Source organism: Undibacterium sp. Ren11W, from assembly GCF_049340485.1.
In the GTDB taxonomy this organism is placed as follows: Bacteria; Pseudomonadota; Gammaproteobacteria; order Burkholderiales; family Burkholderiaceae_D; genus Undibacterium.
The window spans coordinates 130,278-148,146 of record NZ_JBMPPB010000005.1 but is presented as its reverse complement, the minus strand read 5'-3'; the positions used below and the strand labels follow the sequence as shown (position 1 = coordinate 148,146).

14 protein-coding genes, 1 tRNA gene and 1 riboswitch are annotated in these 17,869 nt (G+C 48.2%); of the genes, 5 read left to right on the top strand and 10 right to left on the bottom strand.

All coding sequences use genetic code 11. The annotated features are described in order from the left end of the window. Nucleotides 1-79 precede the first annotated feature (79 nt). Nucleotides 80-166: riboswitch (cyclic di-GMP riboswitch) on the bottom strand. A gap of 186 nt (nt 167-352) precedes the next feature. Further along, the gene (locus ACO0K8_RS13090) at nt 353-1,390 is read left to right on the top strand and encodes an alpha/beta hydrolase (protein WP_422947099.1); all 1,038 of its coding nucleotides are present in this window, start codon (nt 353-355) and stop codon (nt 1,388-1,390) included. A gap of 149 nt (nt 1,391-1,539) precedes the next feature. Here the strand turns inward: ACO0K8_RS13090 and ACO0K8_RS13085 are convergent, their stop codons facing one another. Beyond that, complete coding sequence (locus tag ACO0K8_RS13085; protein WP_422947098.1) at nt 1,540-2,637, bottom strand: GGDEF domain-containing protein; 1,098 nt, start codon at nt 2,635-2,637, stop codon at nt 1,540-1,542. 364 nt (nt 2,638-3,001) lie between these two features. Between ACO0K8_RS13085 and cysS the strand changes: the two genes are divergently transcribed. Continuing rightward, nucleotides 3,002-4,378, top strand: coding sequence for a cysteine--tRNA ligase (gene cysS, locus ACO0K8_RS13080; RefSeq protein WP_422947097.1), 1,377 nt, complete (start codon nt 3,002-3,004; stop codon nt 4,376-4,378). Nucleotides 4,379-4,474: 96 nt separating this feature from the next. Here cysS and truB read toward each other — a convergent pair whose 3' ends face one another. From truB to ACO0K8_RS13040, 8 genes are all read right to left on the bottom strand, one after another. Then, on the bottom strand, nt 4,475-5,407 hold the full coding sequence (gene truB, locus ACO0K8_RS13075; RefSeq protein ID WP_422947096.1) for a tRNA pseudouridine(55) synthase TruB: 933 nt from the start codon (nt 5,405-5,407) through the stop codon (nt 4,475-4,477). Between the two features lie 98 nt (nt 5,408-5,505). Then, on the bottom strand, nt 5,506-5,895 hold the full coding sequence (gene rbfA / locus ACO0K8_RS13070) for a 30S ribosome-binding factor RbfA (RefSeq protein WP_422947095.1): 390 nt from the start codon (nt 5,893-5,895) through the stop codon (nt 5,506-5,508). An 82-nt stretch (nt 5,896-5,977) separates the two neighbouring features. After that, a complete protein-coding gene (gene infB, locus ACO0K8_RS13065) occupies nt 5,978-8,935 on the bottom strand; it encodes a translation initiation factor IF-2 (protein ID WP_422947094.1) in 2,958 nt (985 codons plus the stop codon). Nucleotides 8,936-9,006: 71 nt separating this feature from the next. Beyond that, nucleotides 9,007-10,566, bottom strand: a complete 1,560-nt coding sequence (nusA, locus tag ACO0K8_RS13060; RefSeq protein ID WP_422947093.1) for a transcription termination factor NusA — start codon at nt 10,564-10,566, stop codon at nt 9,007-9,009. After that, nucleotides 10,563-11,048, bottom strand: coding sequence for a ribosome maturation factor RimP (gene rimP, locus ACO0K8_RS13055; protein ID WP_422947092.1), 486 nt, complete (start codon nt 11,046-11,048; stop codon nt 10,563-10,565). Before rimP ends, nusA begins: the two co-directional genes overlap by 4 nt. A 198-nt stretch (nt 11,049-11,246) precedes the next feature. Continuing rightward, a complete protein-coding gene (locus ACO0K8_RS13050; protein ID WP_422947091.1) occupies nt 11,247-12,962 on the bottom strand; it encodes a pseudouridine synthase in 1,716 nt (571 codons plus the stop codon). Further along, complete coding sequence (scpB, locus tag ACO0K8_RS13045; RefSeq protein WP_422947090.1) at nt 12,962-13,792, bottom strand: SMC-Scp complex subunit ScpB; 831 nt, start codon at nt 13,790-13,792, stop codon at nt 12,962-12,964. Before scpB ends, ACO0K8_RS13050 begins: the two co-directional genes overlap by 1 nt. A gap of 292 nt (nt 13,793-14,084) precedes the next feature. Continuing rightward, nucleotides 14,085-14,161: transfer RNA gene (locus tag ACO0K8_RS13040), tRNA-Met, on the bottom strand. A gap of 164 nt (nt 14,162-14,325) precedes the next feature. On the opposite strand from ACO0K8_RS13040, the gene ACO0K8_RS13035 reads away from it, so the two are divergent. Beyond that, nucleotides 14,326-14,892, top strand: a complete 567-nt coding sequence (locus ACO0K8_RS13035) for an NUDIX hydrolase (protein ID WP_422947089.1) — start codon at nt 14,326-14,328, stop codon at nt 14,890-14,892. A gap of 13 nt (nt 14,893-14,905) precedes the next feature. On the opposite strand, the gene ACO0K8_RS13030 is transcribed toward ACO0K8_RS13035, so the two are convergent. After that, nucleotides 14,906-16,108 carry an ammonium transporter gene (locus ACO0K8_RS13030; protein ID WP_422947088.1) on the bottom strand — a complete coding sequence of 401 codons (1,203 nt, stop codon included), beginning with the start codon at nt 16,106-16,108 and terminating at the stop codon, nt 14,906-14,908. A 191-nt stretch (nt 16,109-16,299) separates the two neighbouring features. Here ACO0K8_RS13030 and aat point away from each other — a divergent pair, with 191 nt between their 5' ends. Both aat and ACO0K8_RS13020 read left to right on the top strand, forming a co-directional pair. Next, nucleotides 16,300-17,016 carry a leucyl/phenylalanyl-tRNA--protein transferase gene (gene aat, locus ACO0K8_RS13025; protein WP_422947087.1) on the top strand — a complete coding sequence of 239 codons (717 nt, stop codon included), beginning with the start codon at nt 16,300-16,302 and terminating at the stop codon, nt 17,014-17,016. 49 nt (nt 17,017-17,065) lie between these two features. Further along, nucleotides 17,066-17,788: an arginyltransferase gene (locus tag ACO0K8_RS13020; protein WP_422947086.1), complete on the top strand. Its 723-nt coding sequence runs from the start codon at nt 17,066-17,068 to the stop codon at nt 17,786-17,788. Nucleotides 17,789-17,869: the final 81 nt, after the last annotated feature.

Here is a 17,869-nt window from a genome sequence, read left to right as displayed (position 1 = left end):
GTATTTCAACAAAGGACATACGCGGTCGGAAAAACGTTGTAGTAAGATCTTGTAGAATAAAAATGATCATTCACGTCTAACCGGTAACCCCGCTACCATGATCTTTTCAGACATTAGGCCGGAGGCTTTGCGTCCCTGCTTTTCAGCAAGTTTGCCCTGAACACAGTATTGGATGATGAAAGACCAAAGTCAAGCAAATAAATCGCTTATTTTTAATTATTTACACGATATAAGTGCTTGATAAATAACAATAAATATTTTTTATTTAAGTAAATTTCAATTTTATATGTATAACGTACAAATGCTTAAATTTTAAGCAAATCAATACGACATGCTTTTTCCGGAAATATGTATGCCCCTCACATTTGCACTGAAATTGGCCCGAATATTTTTATTTTTTTGCGCCAGCAACGCTTTAGCTGTCGATGAAGCGGCGACAAATAAGCGCGCAGTCACTGTGATCGCCGACGCGCAATTTGAACTTGGCAAAGCCATTATTCCCTTATATCTGTCGCACGATTGGACGCTAACGCAACCAGAAGTCACGCAAGTAGTGCTGATGTTTCACGGTCGCTTGCGCGATGCCGATGTGTATTGGCGTACCGCAAAAAAAGCAATGGCGGCGGCCAAACAATCACAACACAGCATGTTGATCGTGCCGCAGTTTTTAGCTGACGCTGATATTGAGCAGCACGGTCTCTCTGAGGATTTTTTGCATTGGAAATGGGAGGCTTGGATGGGTGGCGAGCCAGCCAACGGCCCCTTAGCAATCAGCTCTTTTGAAGTCATCGATGCTCTTCTTAGCCGCCTAAAAGATCCGCACCGCTTCCCTAATTTGCATTCGGTAGTGTTGGCTGGTCACTCAGGTGGAGCCCAGGTAGTGCAAAGATATGCAGTCGTCGGTAGAGCCGAAGAACTGCTCGAATCTCGCGCAATAACAGTTCGTTATGTGGTGGCAAATCCATCGTCCTATCTGTATTTCAGCCATGCGCGCCCTTATGCGAAGGATGGCAGCTGCACCAAATTCAATCGATGGAAATATGGTTGGGAGGCAGCACCGGACTATGCTCGCAGAAAAAGTTCAGCGAACTATGAGGCGCAGTACGCCCAGCGTAATGTGATTTACTTGCTAGGGGAGCTAGATACCAATCCACAGCATCCAGCATTGGATCAGAGCTGCGCCGCCGAAATGCAAGGCGCATTTCGTTTAGAACGCGGCTTACATTACTTTAACTACCTGCAGCAACGGCACCCATTGATGACGCAACAGCGTATCGTCAAAGTGCCGGGGGTGGCGCATGATGCCGATGCCATGTTCGGCTCAGCGGAGGGTATCTCTGCGCTATTTGAGACAGCGCAGTCTCAGCTAGTGAAAACATCGCAAAAATAGAGTTCAACAATTGCTTTTTACACCCTGGCTAACGCGCACTATCCATCGGGGTTTCCAGCCATGCCGGGCGCTAGGCCGCATGGAATATACGTGTGCGGGGCATGTCAAATAAAATCTATTACACGCCACTCACACGTTTTTTGCGTTACTCAGGCTGCCATGCTGGCTCTTTGCTGCATCATAGGCGCCAGATTCAATTTTTTTGCATTTCTTAATTCAGCTGTGGCGCGTTGCAGCAAGCTATCTTGCGTGTCGCCGTCCTGCAGGGTGGCTACACCGACGGTGGCGGTGATTTTTATCTCTTGTCCTGCCATCGCGACTGGCATGGCAGCAATGGTAGACAGAATGCGATTCGCCACTTTATGTGCATCCTCGGCATTTGCCTCTGGCAGCAAGAGAGAAAACTCTTCAGTGCCATACCTCGCCATACAGTCATAGCTACGGGTGGCTCGCTTCAGTCGTCTGGTGACTTCAATCAGAACTACATCCCCCGCAGGAGCACCATAATCATCCTGAATCTGTTTGAAGTGATTCAGATCCAAAATCAACATCGACAAAGACTTGCCGAACCTCACGTGTCTTTGTAGCTCGGTCTCACTGACGCGCATGAACTCACGGCGATTGGCTACGCCAGTGGCCGGATCGGTGCTTTCCTGTCTATCCAGCTCCAGATCGGCGCTCAGAATTTTTTTTCTATAACGCTGCAGATAGGCCGCAGTCGCGTGCCCGGTATATGTGCTGGCCAGCAAAATGACTACTACGCTAGTAACATACGCAAACGTCGGTATTACTTTATAAGCCAACAGCGCCAACAAGGCGATCAGGTAGCAAAACATCGCAGGACGCAAAGACTTTAAGGGCAGCGGTAGGGTGACAAAGTAGATCATGCAGAGCCACGCATCGACCAGGTAATGCCCGAAATAATCTCTGGGTAAACTGGCGTTACTGACGAACTGCATTAACAACACTGCTGCACTCCAGCGTAATATCTGGCGATCTAACTGTTGCGGATTGGCGGTGCTGAGACTAGCTTTGAGTAAATACCAGGAGTAAGCAAATAACAACGCACGCAAGCACAATAGAATAAAAAACTCAGTACTGGTCGCCAGAAAACTGAAATCGACATACGCCAGAGGAAAGCTTGCCCACATCACGACGCGTATCAGTTTTCGCGATTGCGCCCTATCCTGCTTCAGATAATGAAGCCGATAGAGCTCATCATTCACATCAGGATAACGGTTTTGCATAGGTCTTCCCTTTTGTTTGCCTATTCGAGGTAAGCGTTTACTTATTTTTAGCCGTAACGATTAAGGCTAGATTTAAGTGTAGCGCCAATTACAGAAAATCGGTATGTATTCAAGCTATTTCACGCTCTGTATGATAAATTGATGCCTCTTTTTATTTACGTCTACATTTAAATTTCAGTGTTAAGAAAATCACATCTTCCCGTCACTCGCAGACCTTGCCAATTCAGGTTAGTGACTGAGGCAGGAATCAGCTTTCTCTATCCAAAACACTCACTAAGTTGTTGACGCGCAGCACATACCAATTTTATTCTTGTTTTTTCCCAGCTCCGATTCTAGCAATAACATTTTTACTATTTCAAATACCATGGACATACTTCTCTACGACAATTGGGAGCGTCAGCTTCGCCCGTTTTCACCTATACGCAAAGATTGGGTAGGTTTGTATTGCTGTGGCCCTACCGTCTATGACTACGCGCACATAGGTAATTTACGCACCTATCTGTTTGAAGATGTATTGCGACGGGTCCTGGAATTGAACGGCCATCAGGTTAGGCATGTGATCAACATCACCGATGTCGGCCATCTGGTATCTGATGCCGACGATGGCGAGGATAAAATGGAAACCGGCAGCCGCAGAACCGGTGAATCGGCATGGGATATTGCAGAAAAATATACCGTCGCATTTAAACAGGATTTGCTCACTTTAAATATGCTAGAGCCGCAGATCTGGTGCAAGGCCACCGAGCATATCGCCGAGCAAATCTCGTTTATCTCTTGCATAGAACAAAAAGGCTTTACCTATACCACGTCGGACGGTGTGTATTTCGACACCTCCAAGCAAGATGATTATGGCTATCTGGCCCGTCTGAATCGCGAAGGTCTGGAGGCAGGTAAGCGCGTCGATATAGGCGAAAAACGTCAGGCTACCGATTTCGCGTTATGGAAATTTAGCGCCGCTGGTAGCAATCGCCAGATGGAATGGGATAGTCCTTGGGGCCGCGGCTTCCCCGGCTGGCATATCGAATGCTCTGCGATGTCGGCAAAATATCTGGAACCTTGGTTCGACATCCATTGCGGTGGTGAAGATCATATTGCCATCCATCACAGCAATGAAATCGCGCAGAACATGGCATGCCACGGTACACGTCTAGCCAATTTTTGGATGCATGGATACTTTCTGCAAATCGACGCCGGCAAGATGTCGAAATCCAGCGGCGATTTCCTGCGCCTGCAAAGCGTTATCGATCAGGGTTTTGATCCCTTGGCATATCGTTTGCTGTGTATGTCGGCGCATTACCGTAGCCAGTTAAGCTTTAGTTGGGATGCCTTAAAGTCTGCCCAAACCGCTCTATTCCGTTTGCGCGAGACTTATTTCGCTTTACTTGACGGTGGCGTTGTCAGCCAGGAATTTGCTGACAAATTCAAGACCGAAGTGAATCACGATCTGAATCTGCCAAAAGCGGTCGCTGTCATGTGGGAAACACTGAAGTCATCTTTAAGCGATGCCGATAAAAAAGCCACACTGAATTACTTTGATCGCGTGCTCGGACTTAATTTAGCCGAATGGCAACCAAAATTAAATGAAATACCGGCCGCTATTCAGGATTTAGCCGAACAACGTCATCTCAGCCGTATCAACAAAAATTGGGCAGAATCAGATCGTCTGCGCGATGAAATCAAAGCTCTGGGTTACGTGATGGAAGATACCGCAGAAGGCGTGAAACTCAAACCCTTAGTTTAAGCTTGTAGGAGGTCGTCATTCCAGATTAATCCAGACTGGAATGACGATAGTAGACTTTGGAGCTTAATTGCCTTCAGCGTTGCAATCGCCGTGGCGTCACACCGTAGAAATTAATCTTTCCGGTGCCAGTATTGCGTATTCCTGTAATTGCGCAGAACCCAATAATTGCCGATTAGATTCGCGATACACTCGCACACGGCCAAGTTGTTCAGGAACCGATACTTCTTCTTTCCCCAGTGCCAGCCTTTGTCCTTGTAAAAATCTACGCGCCAAGTCGTCGTTCAACAGCACCTCAGGAAAGCTCGACAATAAAGCGTCCATGGGTGCGAGTAATTGCGCACGCTGCTCTTCTTCCATCGCAGTCAATGCATCAAGCGTCACGGTATTTTCCAGTAGCAGATGACCCACATGGGTGCGGCGTAAAGCATTCAGATGTGCACCACATCCCAGTGCATTACCGATATCCTCACCTAAAACACGGATATAGGTACCTTTACTGCAGCGCACGTTCAAAGTCAGAAAAGGCGCCTCATAACTGACGAACTCCAACAGATGGATAGTCACAGGCCGTGCTTCACGCTCTAGCGTAATGCCGGCGCGGGCATACTCATACAGCGGCTTACCGTCACGTTTGAGCGCGGAATACATAGGGGGCACTTGTAAGATGTCGCCTCTAAACTGCTGCAAAACCTGTTCAATCTGGGTGACGTTGACTTCATCAACAGGCAGAGTCTGCAGCACTTCACCTTCAGTGTCACCGGTATTTGTACTGACGCCCAAATGAACTACTGTCTGATAGGTCTTATCGGCTTCCAATAAGTCTTGCGAGAACTTGGTGGCCTCACCGAAACACAAGGGCAATAAGCCCGTAGCAAAAGGGTCAAGCGTACCGGTGTGCCCGGCTTTCAAGGCATTGAGTAAGCGCTTGGCTTTAATCAAGGCGTCATTGCTGGACCACCCGACTGGCTTATCGAGCAACAATACGCCGTGTACCGGAACACGAGGCTTTTTCTTTACTTGAGTTGTCATTAGCGTTGGGATAAAAACGTGCAGCAAACAGGAATAGTCGAAATACCAAAAAGCAAATATTCAACGTAATCACGCCAATATTTGCCTAACAGAAAATTTTAATCTTCGCTGTCGTCTGTAGATCGGGTTGCATTCGCTTCGTCGATTAATTTAGACATTGCCATGCCGCGCATGGTAGAGGTGTCATGGACAAAATGCAGTTGCGGTAGAGTGTGGATATGCAGGCGCAAACCCAACTGGGCACGTAAAAATCCTGCTGCTTTGTTCAAGCCACCCAGCGTGTTCTTGATAGACGCAGGATCGTCCTTCAAACTGGTGAAATAAATTTTAGCGTGCGCATAATCGGGCGTAAGCTGAACTTCGGTCAGCGTAATCATGCCAACACGAGGATCTTTTAATTCAGACCAGATGATCTCAGCAACATCACGCTGTATCTGATCTGCAACGCGCAAGCCGCGCGCGGGGATGGATTTACTATTTTTTGCCATAATAATTACAAAATTGCTACAAAAATACTACAAAAGCACAGAAAAATAAAAAGGGAGCAAAAGCTCCCTTTTCTTATAAATACTAAAGGGTACGAGCAATTTCTTGTACTTCGAAGACCTCAAGAATATCGCCGACCTCAATCTCGTTGTAAGACTTCAGAGACAAGCCGCATTCCATACCGGCTTTAACTTCTTTCGCATCGTCTTTATAACGTTTCAAGGAATCCAACTCGCCTGTCCATACGACAACGTTGTTGCGTAACAGACGGACCGAAGAAGTGCGCTTGACTGTACCTTCGGTGACCAGACAACCGGCGATAGAGCCGACTTTACTGACCGAGAATACCTGACGAATTTCAACTTGACCAATAACCGTTTCGCGCTTCTCTGGTGCCAACATACCCGACAATGCGGCTTTCACTTCGTCGACCGCATCGTAAATAATGTTGTAGTAACGAATATCCACACCATGCGATTCAGCTAACTTACGTGCGGATGCATCTGCACGAGTGTTAAAGCCGATAATCACTGCCTTGGATGCAACTGCCAGATTGACGTCGGATTCCGAAATACCACCCACGGCGGCATGCACCACTTGTACCCGGACTTCGTTGGTCGACAACTTGACCAAAGATTGCACCAGTGCCTCTTGCGAACCTTGTACATCGGTCTTGACGATGATAGGCAGATTTCTGACTTCGCCTTCGCCCATATTGTCGAAGATGTTTTCCATCTTAGCGGCTTGCTGCTTGGCCAGTTTGACGTCACGGTATTTACCTTGACGGAACAAACCGATTTCGCGCGCTTTACGCTCATCAACCATGACCATGAACTCTTCACCAGCCGCAGGAACTTCGGTCAAGCCCTGGATTTCTACAGGGATAGACGGACCAGCTTCGCTCGTGTTTTTACCATTTTCATCCAACATGGCACGTACACGACCATAGGAAGAACCGGCCAATACCACGTCGCCGCGCTTCAAAGTACCGGACTGAACCAAGACTGTCGCAACCGTACCGCGACCTTTATCCAGACGAGATTCAATCACCAGACCTTTAGCAGGAGCGTTGATCGGTGCACGCAATTCCAAGACTTCGGCTTGCAACAGAACTTGTTCTAGTAAGTCATCAATACCTTCGCCAGTTTTGGCAGAAACTGGTACGAATGGTGACTCGCCACCGTATTCTTCTGGAACGACACCTTCGGCTACCAACTCTTGCTTGACACGATCCATATTTGCACCGGGCTTATCAATTTTATTGATAGCAACTACCAACGAGACACCAGCTGCTTTAGCATGGGCAATCGCCTCTTTGGTTTGCGGCATCACGCCATCATCCGCTGCGACTACCAGAATAACGATATCCGTTGCCTTGGCACCACGGGCACGCATCGCAGTAAATGCTTCATGACCTGGTGTATCAAGGAAGGTAATCATGCCGCGCGGTGTTTCTACGTGGTATGCACCAATATGCTGGGTAATTCCACCAGCCTCACCGGAAGCAACCTTGGCGCGACGAATATAATCGAGCAAAGATGTTTTACCGTGATCGACGTGTCCCATAACAGTAACGACTGGTGCGCGCGGTGCGGATTCATACTCTGCATGTTCCGCAACATCAGTCAGCATCGCCTCAGGATCATCTAACTTAGCAGCAAAGGCTTTATGTCCCATCTCTTCAACCAGGATCATCGCAGTTTCCTGATCCAACACTTGGTTGATGGTGCACATTTGACCAAGCTTCATCAAATGCTTAATCACTTCAGACGCTTTTACCGACATTTTATGTGCTAATTCAGCGACGGTAAGTGTCTCTGGCACATAAACATCTTTAACGATTGCTTCGACTGGTGCCTGAAAATTTGACTGTTCTTCGTGTTGATTAGAACGACGACCTTTTCCACCGCTTTTCCAACCGTCACGACCAGTACTTGCCGGAGCACGGCCTTTGGCTGCACCACGTTTTTTCGCGTCATCTTGCCACGTCGAAGAAACATTAGCTGACTTAATCGATTTTTTATCAACCACTGCAGCAGCGCCTGGCGCAGGTTTAACATCTTTCTTGTCACCAGTCGCAGGCTTCTTATCACCAACTTTTTTATCAGCTGGTTTATGTAAAGTACCTTCAGCTACCTTAGGGGCAACTACCGGTGGTGCCGCGACTTTTGGTCGGCGCGCAGCATCCATCATTTCTTTAATTTGAGCAACTTCATCAGCAACTTTTTTACGCGCGGCATCATTTGCGGCTACACGTACGGCTGCTTCTTTTGCATCAGTAGCTGTTTTCATTTTAGCCTCTTCGGCTAGTTTCAACTTTGCATCTTCAGCCTGTTTCTTTTTCTCTTCTACTACAACAAGTCGTTTACTGTCATCTTCAACACTCACCGTGGCAGCAGAATCAGGCGTCGCAACATTACTTGCTTTCGGTGATGATTTGGCTGCTACTTTTGTCGCCACATTCAAACTGGCTGCAGCAGCTACTGCAGCAGCCTGGTCAGCTTTGATTTTTTCAGCGTCTGCTTTTGCAGATGCCGCGGCCGCTACCTCAATTTCTCGCAAAGCGTTTGCTTGAGATTCTTTTTCAGCTTCCAATTTTTCGAGATACTGCTGCTTCTCGAGCAATTCCGCTTCCTGGCGAGCAATCAATGCCGCTTCCTGACGCATTTCTTCTTCGCGTCGTTCCGCTTCCGCTGGATCAAGCACCTCTGCAGCATGCTCGGTCTGCGTCTCTGGAGACGATTCATCACGTTTGACAAAAGTACGTTTTTTGCGCACTTCCACTTGTATCGTGCGGGATTTGCCAGTGGCATCTGCCTGCTTGATTTCAGTGTTTTCCTTGCGGGTCAAAGTGATTTTTTTGGCATCCGATGTCACACCATGCGAAGTACGCAAGTGTGCCAACAGCTTATCCTTGTCTTCCTTTGACAGCACATCGGACGTCGAGCTTTTACTAACGCCCGCGGCATGCAATTGCGTTAGCAGCAAATCCGCTGACATCTTCAGCTCGGTGGCAAATTGAGCTACATTATTACTCGCCATTCAGTCCTCTTTTTCTCATTGCGCTTGAAAAAACGCTTAAATATAATTGTCTTTTAAAAACTCGTCGTGATTTATTTTGCTTCTACGAGTTTCCACGCTGAGGCCAACAAGGCTTTTGCATGATCATCATATTTAGCGTCGATGAGTTTCATCTCATCATCAGTCACATCTTCGAATGCATCTTTAATTAATTGGCGTGCACGATCCGTTGATAATGCCAAAATAGCACCAAACTCGTCATAAGCCAACCCACCGAAGGCAGTCAGTGTTTTAACACCAGCCAAACCCAACTTACCGGCAGTAACACGACTCATACCATCGAGATTGATCAGGGCTTCTTCTACCCCATCAATACCCTCTTCAGAAGCGATTGCTTCCGTCAACAAAGAATCTCTTGCGCGATTGCGCAATTCATTCACGGTATCTTCATCTAATGCCTCGATCTCCAGCATTTCGCTGATAGGTACGTAAGCGATTTCTTCCAAACTGGAGAATCCTTCATCTACCAAAATATCAGCTACCTCTTGATCAACATCGAGTTTCTCCATAAACAAAGCACGAATCCCTGCGGTTTCTTGCTCTGCTTTATTGGCCGATTCTTCAGCTGTCATGATATTGATTTTCCAGCCAGTCAACTCTGCAGCCAAGCGAACATTTTGACCGCTACGACCGATTGCAATGGCTAAATTCTCGTCATCAACGACCACATCCATGCAATGTTTTTCTTCATCAACCATAATAGAAGAAACATTCGCAGGAGCCAACGCGCCGATCACAAATTGAGCTGGATCTTCTGACCACAACACGATATCGACACGCTCACCACCAAGCTCACCAGTTACGGCTTGCACCCGTGAACCACGCATACCAACACAAGTTCCAATAGGATCTATGCGTTTATCATCCGTGTGAACCGCGATTTTCGCTCGTACACCGGCATCGCGTGCGGCTGACTTAATGACCAATGAACCTTGTTCGATTTCTGGAACTTCCAGCTCAAACAATTTCATAATAAATTCTGGCGCAGTACGAGAAAGTATGACTTGCGGTCCGCGCGCATTACGGTCTATACGCAGTATGTAGGCACGGACTCTATCACCAACTCGCAAATTCTCTTTCGGTATCATTTGATCGCGTGGCAAACGCGCTTCAATTTTACCGGACTCAACGACCGCTTCACCGCGCTCCATACGCTTGATTGTGCCTGTAACCAAAGCATCACCGCGCTCCAGGAAATCAGCCAAAATCTGCTCACGCTCAGCATCACGAATACGTTGCAAGACGACTTGCTTGGTATCTTGCGCAAATCGACGACCGAGCTCAACTGACTCGATTGGTTCTTCTATATATTCATCAATTTCGATATCTGGATATTGCTCCAAAGCCTCGAAATGCAAGATTTCCTGATCCGGCAATTGCAAACCAGCCTCATCGGCAACCACGTGCCAACGACGGAAAGATTTATATTCGCCGGTAACACGATCAATCTCAACGCGAATATCAACTTCACCTTCATAACGCTTCTTGGTAGCCTGCGCCAAAGCATGCTCCAGCGCGGCAAAAACCACATCTTCATCGACGTTTTTTTCACGCGCCAGCACATCAACCAATAATAAAACTTCGCGACTCATGCTTTGCGACTCCTAAAATCCACTTGTGGCACCAAGCGTGCCTTATCCACATCGGCAAGCGTAAACTCCAGCATTGCCGCCCCATCTTTTCCTTCAAATTCCAACCTTAAAGTCTCGCCCTCAGGCTCAAGCAAAACACCTTCAAAAGTCTTGCGATTATTCGAGTCAGGCATAGGCAAGCGCAACTTGACGCTGGCTACCTCACCGCAAAACCGAACAAAATCAGCAAACTTTTTCAAAGGTCGCTCCAAGCCAGGGGAGGAGATCTCCAAACGCTCATAACTCACATTCTCGACCGTCAGCACATGTGATAACTGATGACTGACTTTCGCGCAGTCTTCAACCGTAACATGACCCTTCTCCAAATCCTCCGGCAATAAATCTATGTAGACCCTAAACAAACCACGCTCGGCTCGTTCAAAATCAACCAAATCATAACCAGTACCATTGACGGTCTTTTCTATTAATTCCAGCAATTGCAAGACAATTCTCCGAAAAACGCAGACTTTATTCCTGCACTAAAAAGCGATGCACAAAAGAAAAATGGGCACCCGCCCATCATTTCTTTAGCGCCCCGCACATACTACATGCCAAGGAAAAATCTGCTAACTACAAGATTATAAACGATTATTTACTCTATCGCAAATTAAAACAAAGTAAATACATCATCAAAATCACACTCACACGCCTTTAGTGCGTCTGCGCGCTGCGATCCCCTGCCCTATCGCCTGACCGCTACCACGCGTGGTAGCACTTCGTCTTTGCTGACCGGCATTCGGATAACCAAGTGCTGTTTGCATAGGATCAGGCTGACGGCTACGCTTTTTCCCCACATCATTTCCAGCAGAGTTACCATTGCGATCATTACCTGGCGCACTACGGGAATTACCATACTCACCGCGCGGTGCAGCACCAAAAGTCCTCCCCTGAGGCTTATCATAAGGACGACCAACCGGCTTATCAAATGGATTCACATTGCGGCCAGCATTGCCGGATTGACGATTTCCTCTCGGCTTAGCATCAGACTTATCGCCGGAAACTTTTTCCAACCCACTAACCTTCAGCAAACTGCGAACCGCATCCTCACCCAACTCATCCCAACGACCGCGCTTAAGACCGGAGGGCAAAGTCATCACACCATAACGTGTGCGTATCAGGCGTGACACTGTCAAGCCAACCGCCTCAAACATCCGACGCACCTCGCGATTGCGACCTTCACCGATAATTACGCGATACCACTTATTTACACCTTCACCACCACCATCGGCAATTTTGGAGAATTGGGCCATACCATCTTCCAACTCAACACCAGCCAATAATTTCTGACGCATACCTTCTTCTAACTCACCCAAAGTCCGGACTGCATACTCACGCTCAATACCGTAGCGAGGATGCATTAGACGATTAGCCAAATCTCCAGAGGTCGTAAACAACAACAAACCCTCAGTGTTGTAATCAAGCCTACCGACCGCGAGCCATTTGCCGACCTTCATTTTTGGCAAACTCTCGAATACGGACTGACGCCCCTCGGGATCACTAGTACTCACGATTTCACCAGCAGGCTTGTGATAGACCAAGACGCGCGGTGGCTTGCTACTCACCTTACGTTGAATTAATTTACCGTTAATTTTGACTTGATCAGTAGGCAAAATACGCTGACCTATATGAGCAGGCTCAGAATTAACCGACACACGACCAGCCACTATCAACTCTTCCATCTCACGACGAGAACCCAAGCCAGCTTCTGCCAGGACCTTGTGCAGTTTAGGAGCATCATCATCCGCCGTCAGATCGCGCCTAACCGGCTTAACGTGGCGCGACTTATCATGCTTATCGTCCGAATTAACATCAAACGCATCCGAAGTAACAAAGGAGAAAACATCATCAGCACTGTTGACGGCCGAACGGCCATCCTTACGAGCGCCAGTCGCCCCCGGTGCTGGTCGCGCTCTAGGACCACTTGCAGGTCGCGAAGCATTCTTTTCACCGTACACCGGGCGATTACGAGCCTCATTGCCGCGACCGCGTTCGCCACGTTGAAATTCTGCCAGGGTTGCCGCATCAGCACTTGCAGGCTCAGATCTCACCCTCGGTACGCGAGTACGCACCTCGCTTACATTTGAATCAACTGAAACTATAGCCGACTCCGGAGTATCAGACGCTACAAGCTTAGGCCGAGCCTGTCTTGGTTGACGCACCTTCTTTTCTGGCGCAGCAACTAAAGCAGCATCAACTGACTCTGGGGCAACAATCTGCTCAGAGGCATCTGCGCGATTCGGTGCCCTACGCAGATTGCGTGGCCCTCTAACAGCGCGCTTTGCCGGCTTACCAGCAACACCATCATCCGAGCTTGATACCGCATCGGCTTTTACTTCATCTGAATTATTTGTGTTCATTATTTTGATTCTGAGTTGAGATGAGTAGATACATCGGCATTTTTATGAGCGTCTGATATCAATTCACTATTTGGTGCAGCTATCATCGCAACGTCATCCTCAAGTACATCATTGGCTGTCGCAATTTCAATTTCCGCATCAATTTGCATAGGCGCAAGACTGGTAAGCAAATCGCCAACCACCTCCTGCACCATTATTTTTTCACTATGAGCAACGACAGGCCCCTTCCCCTGCTCGTTAAACATATTTCCTACTAAAGCATCAAGCTCAGAAGCGGATTTCTCAACTGAGTTTTCTTGACCTATTTGCTGCAAAGGCGGCAACTGATCTAGCGATGCCAAGCCAAGATCAGACAAAAATTGTTTCGTGGTCGCAAATAAAGCAGGCCGCCCCGGCACATCTCTATGCCCGACACTCTCGATCCAACCACGATCCTCCAGAGTTTTAATCATCTGCGAGGCAACTGCCACGCCACGAATTTCCTCAATATCACCCCGAGTCACTGGCTGGCGATAAGTAATAATAGCCAACGTTTCCAAGGTCGCTCTTGAATACTTGGGCGGCTTTTCCGGATTTAATCTATCAATGAAGGCACGCATTTCCGGCCGACTTTGAAAACGCCAACCAGTCGACAAGCCCACCAATTCAATACCCTTTTCCGACCACTCGCCACGCAGATCCTCCAACATGGATTTAATCGTATCCGCACCAACCGCAACACCTTGACCATCCTCATCTTGAAATAATTTCTTCAAGGAATGAATGGCAAGTGGCTCATGCGCGCATAGCAGTGCGGTTTCAAGGACTCGCCTGGCCTCAGCTGTATTCATGCAAACTCTTTACACAGATGTTTTTGATCTCACGACGTAGCAGCAGACTGAAAGTAATACGCTCAGCCCACACCAGCTCTTTAATTTTTGCAGCGCACAATACACGTGCATGCTCAGGGATCAGTCTGCCATCAACGCTTGACCGGTACATCAAATTAGCGCAAACCGTTGAAAAGACAGTCGATCAATTTAGTAGATACTAGATTGTAGTCCAGAATTTCGATACAGATAAAAAAAATATACGTACGAGTAATAAAAAAGCCACGTTAATACGTGGCTTTTTTAATGAAACTGGTTGCGGGGGCAGGATTTGAACCTACGACCTTCGGGTTATGAGCCCGACGAGCTGCCAGACTGCTCCACCCCGCGTCTGATATGTAGAACTATACATGAATATGCTGCTTTGCGCAAATGCTTTATCAGATTACCCAATCCTAAACAGTATGGGTATCAGAATGTAGTGCTGAGTTTATCCTAGCCTCGTGCGATCCGGTGCTACACTTTAGGCTTCCCTTTTACTACTAATCTGCACCATGAAATTTTGCCCCGAATGCGCCGCCCCCATCGTCATTGAAATTCCCGCAGACGATACTCGCGAACGTCACGTTTGCTCGGCGTGCAAGACCATTCACTATCAAAATCCTAAACTCGTGGTTGGATCAATCCCGGTATGGACCCAAGACGGCGCAATCAAGATTCTATTATGTAAGCGAGCGATCGAGCCGCGCTATGGCTATTGGACACTGCCAGCTGGCTTCATGGAAAACAACGAAACCACCAGTCAGGCAGCACAGAGAGAAACCGAAGAAGAGGCTGGCGCCAATATCGCCCTGCATGAACTATTCTCTATGCTAAATGTTCCGCACGTTAATCAGGTCCACCTATTTTATCGCGCCACTTTATTAGACCTCGATTATCTGGCGGGGACTGAAAGTTTAGAGGTGCGACTATTTAGTGAGCAAGAAATCCCCTGGGCTGAGATTGCCTTCCCGACAGTGAGCAATACACTCAAATTTTTCTTCGCAGATTTGGCCAAGGTCAAGCAAGGCGGCAACTATGAACTCCATACGCATGACCTGTTTCAAGCCATGCGCGATTGAAACATTCAAGTAACTACCAACTAGTTTCTCGCTCGGCGGTAGATGAAACCTTGTGTATAGACAGATCGGCACCTTCAAATTCCTCCTCAGGATCCAAACGTATCCCCATCAGTTTTTTAAGACTGCCGTAAATCGCCCAGCTACCCAATAGCGCAATTGAAATTCCCAGAGCGGTGCCAGCCAATTGCGAGGCAAAGCTGACCCCGCCTAAGCCACCTAGCGATTTCAAGCCAAAGATCCCGGCGGCAATCCCACCCCACGCGCCGCACAAGCCGTGCAGCGGCCAGACCCCAAGCACATCGTCGACCTTCCATTTATTTTGGGTCCAGGTAAACATCCAGACAAAAATCGCGCCGGCAATCCCGCCTGTTACCAAGGCCCCCAACGGATGCATTAAATCGGATCCGGCACAAACCGCCACCAAGCCCGCCAAAGGCCCGTTATACACGAAACCAGGATCGTTTTTACCTAAGACTAGCGCCACCAAAGTACCGCCCACCATCGCCATCAAAGAATTGATCGCTACCAGGCCGTTCATCTTATCGAGCGTCTGGGCGCTCATGACATTAAAGCCGAACCAACCCACTGTCAGAATCCAGGCACCTAAAGCCAGAAACGGGATACTAGAGGGCGGATGCGCTGCAATCGCGCCGTTTTTCATATACCGTCCGCGCCGTGCACCCAATAGCATAACGGCTGGCAAGGCCACCCATCCGCCAAAAGCATGCACCACCACCGAGCCGGCAAAATCATGGAATTCTTCTGAGAACATCGCTTTGAGCCAGGCTTGAATGCCGAAACGCTGATTCCAGGCTATTCCTTCAAAAAACGGATATAAGACCCCAACCAATAAGGCGGTCGCGATCAATTGTGGATAGAATTTGGCGCGCTCAGCGATACCGCCGGAGATAATGGCAGGAATTGCCGCCGCAAAGGTTAGCAAGAAAAAAAACTTGACCAGCTCAAAGCCATTACGCTCTACTAGCACATCGGCACTGGCATAAAACTGCATGCCGTAGGCGATACCATAACCGACGAAAAAATACGCAATGGTTGACACGGCAAAATCGACGATAATTTTAACCAAAGCATTAACTTGGTTTTTTTTACGTACTGTACCCAGCTCAAGGAAAGCAAAACCCGCGTGCATGGCTAAAATCATGATCGCCCCAAGCAAGATAAACAAGGCATCCGCGCCACTTTTATGTGCATCCATATAGAATCTCCCGATAAATGTGCAAATATTAAATACTGACGCACTAGCAAAGCAATAAATGTACCAATTTAGTGCAAATTTAAATCCTTGATTTATATACCGAATTTTTCCACGCTCATGACTAACGACAATTTCGCACCAAAATATAGCGCCTTTTTGGTGCGCAGCATGCAAATCGCCCAAGGGCGAACATGATTCCCTGGCTGGAACTCGATAGCCCCTTCCCAGACGTAAGCAAGGCCCTGGCTGCCGATCAAGAGGCTGCCGGCTTGCTGGCAGCAGGTGCCGATCTATCTGCCGCGCGCCTGTTAGATGCCTATAGACATGGGATTTTCCCCTGGTACTCAGAGGGGCAACCGATACTCTGGTGGTCTACCGACCCACGTATGGTCTTGATGACGGATGAGTTTAAGCTCTCGGACAGCTTAAAAAAAACACTGAAGAAGGTCGCCAAAGATACCCGCTGGGAAATACGTTTTGACAGCGCCTTCGCCGACGTCATGCGTGCCTGTGCCGCGCCGCGCCGCGATGGCGCCGGCACCTGGATCTCGCCCGATATCATCCAAGGCTATACGGATTTACATAAGGCCGGCTACGCACATTCGTCGGAAGTCTGGCTCGATGGTGAATTAGTCGGTGGCGCCTACGGTGTCTGCATAGGCAAAATGTTTTACGGAGAATCCATGTTTGCCCGCGTCAGCGACGCCTCTAAAATCGCGATTGCTCATTTGATATTTTTCTTGCGCGCACACGGCGTGAAAATGATAGACTGCCAACAAGAGACTGCCCATCTGGCTACCTTAGGTGCGCGCCCGATTGCAAGAAGCGAGTTTATACGCCGCATCAATCTAGCCACCGCATTGCCTGAGATCGCGATATGGGAGCCATTAAAGACCTTCAATAGTTGAGTTTTTAGGCATAAAGTGTTAACACTGAGACGTAACGGGCATAATAAAAGTGACTCAACTTAACGACCTCCCTTTCTCCAGCATACAGTTCTATGCCACGGCACCTTATCCATGCAGCTATCTGGATGGCTTGCAGGCGCGTTCGCAAGTGGCGACGCCAGCGCATCTGATCAATGCCGATGTCTACTCCGAACTCATACAAAATGGTTTTCGTCGCAGCGGTATCTTCATCTACCGCCCGCATTGCGACACCTGCCAGGCTTGCGTGCCGGTGCGTGTCCGCGTCAATGAATTTATCAGCACACGCAGCCAGCGCCGTGCGCTCAAAAAACATGCTGACCTGGTGGCCAGCGTGACCAGTTTAAGCTACCAGCATGAGCATTATGAACTTTACCAAAAATATCAAAACCAAAGACATGCCGGTGGCGGCATGGATCACGATAGTCGCGACCAATATGCGCAGTTTTTACTGCAAAGCCGCGTGAATACGCGCCTCGTTGAGTTTCGTGACGCCAGCCAAGTCTTACGCATGGTCAGCATCATCGACATTTTGAGTGATGGCTTGTCCTCGGTATATACGTTTTTTGATACCGAAGATGAGACTGCCTCGTATGGCACTTATAATGTGCTCTGGCAAATCAAGCAAACTCAGGAACTGGCACTGCCTTATGTGTATCTGGGTTACTGGATTGCCGCCAGTCCTAAAATGGCCTACAAAACCAATTTCAAACCTCTCGATGGTTTAATGCGCGGTCACTGGCAGGCTATGTAGCCCTATACTAACGAGATACTCCACCGTGTATATTTTTGAAGCGCACGTCGTTATTGCGCAAACAGATCATTTTTTACCTAT

Bases quoted from the DNA above. Each gene is read 5' to 3' on its own strand.
- infB (WP_422947094.1), bottom strand. From the start codon at position 8,935: ATGGCGAGTAATAATGTAGCTCAATTTGCCACCGAGCTGAAGATGTCA.
- scpB (WP_422947090.1), bottom strand. From the start codon at position 13,792: ATGAATACAGCTGAGGCCAGGCGAGTCCTTGAAACCGCACTGCTATGC.
- ACO0K8_RS13085 (WP_422947098.1), bottom strand. From the start codon at position 2,637: ATGCAAAACCGTTATCCTGATGTGAATGATGAGCTCTATCGGCTTCAT.
- truB (WP_422947096.1), bottom strand. From the start codon at position 5,407: ATGACAACTCAAGTAAAGAAAAAGCCTCGTGTTCCGGTACACGGCGTA.
- ACO0K8_RS13035 (WP_422947089.1), top strand. From the start codon at position 14,326: ATGAAATTTTGCCCCGAATGCGCCGCCCCCATCGTCATTGAAATTCCC.
- ACO0K8_RS13030 (WP_422947088.1), bottom strand. From the start codon at position 16,108: ATGGATGCACATAAAAGTGGCGCGGATGCCTTGTTTATCTTGCTTGGG.
- nusA (WP_422947093.1), bottom strand. From the start codon at position 10,566: ATGAGTCGCGAAGTTTTATTATTGGTTGATGTGCTGGCGCGTGAAAAA.
- cysS (WP_422947097.1), top strand. From the start codon at position 3,002: ATGGACATACTTCTCTACGACAATTGGGAGCGTCAGCTTCGCCCGTTT.
- aat (WP_422947087.1), top strand. From the start codon at position 16,300: ATGATTCCCTGGCTGGAACTCGATAGCCCCTTCCCAGACGTAAGCAAG.
- ACO0K8_RS13050 (WP_422947091.1), bottom strand. From the start codon at position 12,962: ATGAACACAAATAATTCAGATGAAGTAAAAGCCGATGCGGTATCAAGC.
- rbfA (WP_422947095.1), bottom strand. From the start codon at position 5,895: ATGGCAAAAAATAGTAAATCCATCCCCGCGCGCGGCTTGCGCGTTGCA.
- ACO0K8_RS13090 (WP_422947099.1), top strand. From the start codon at position 353: ATGCCCCTCACATTTGCACTGAAATTGGCCCGAATATTTTTATTTTTT.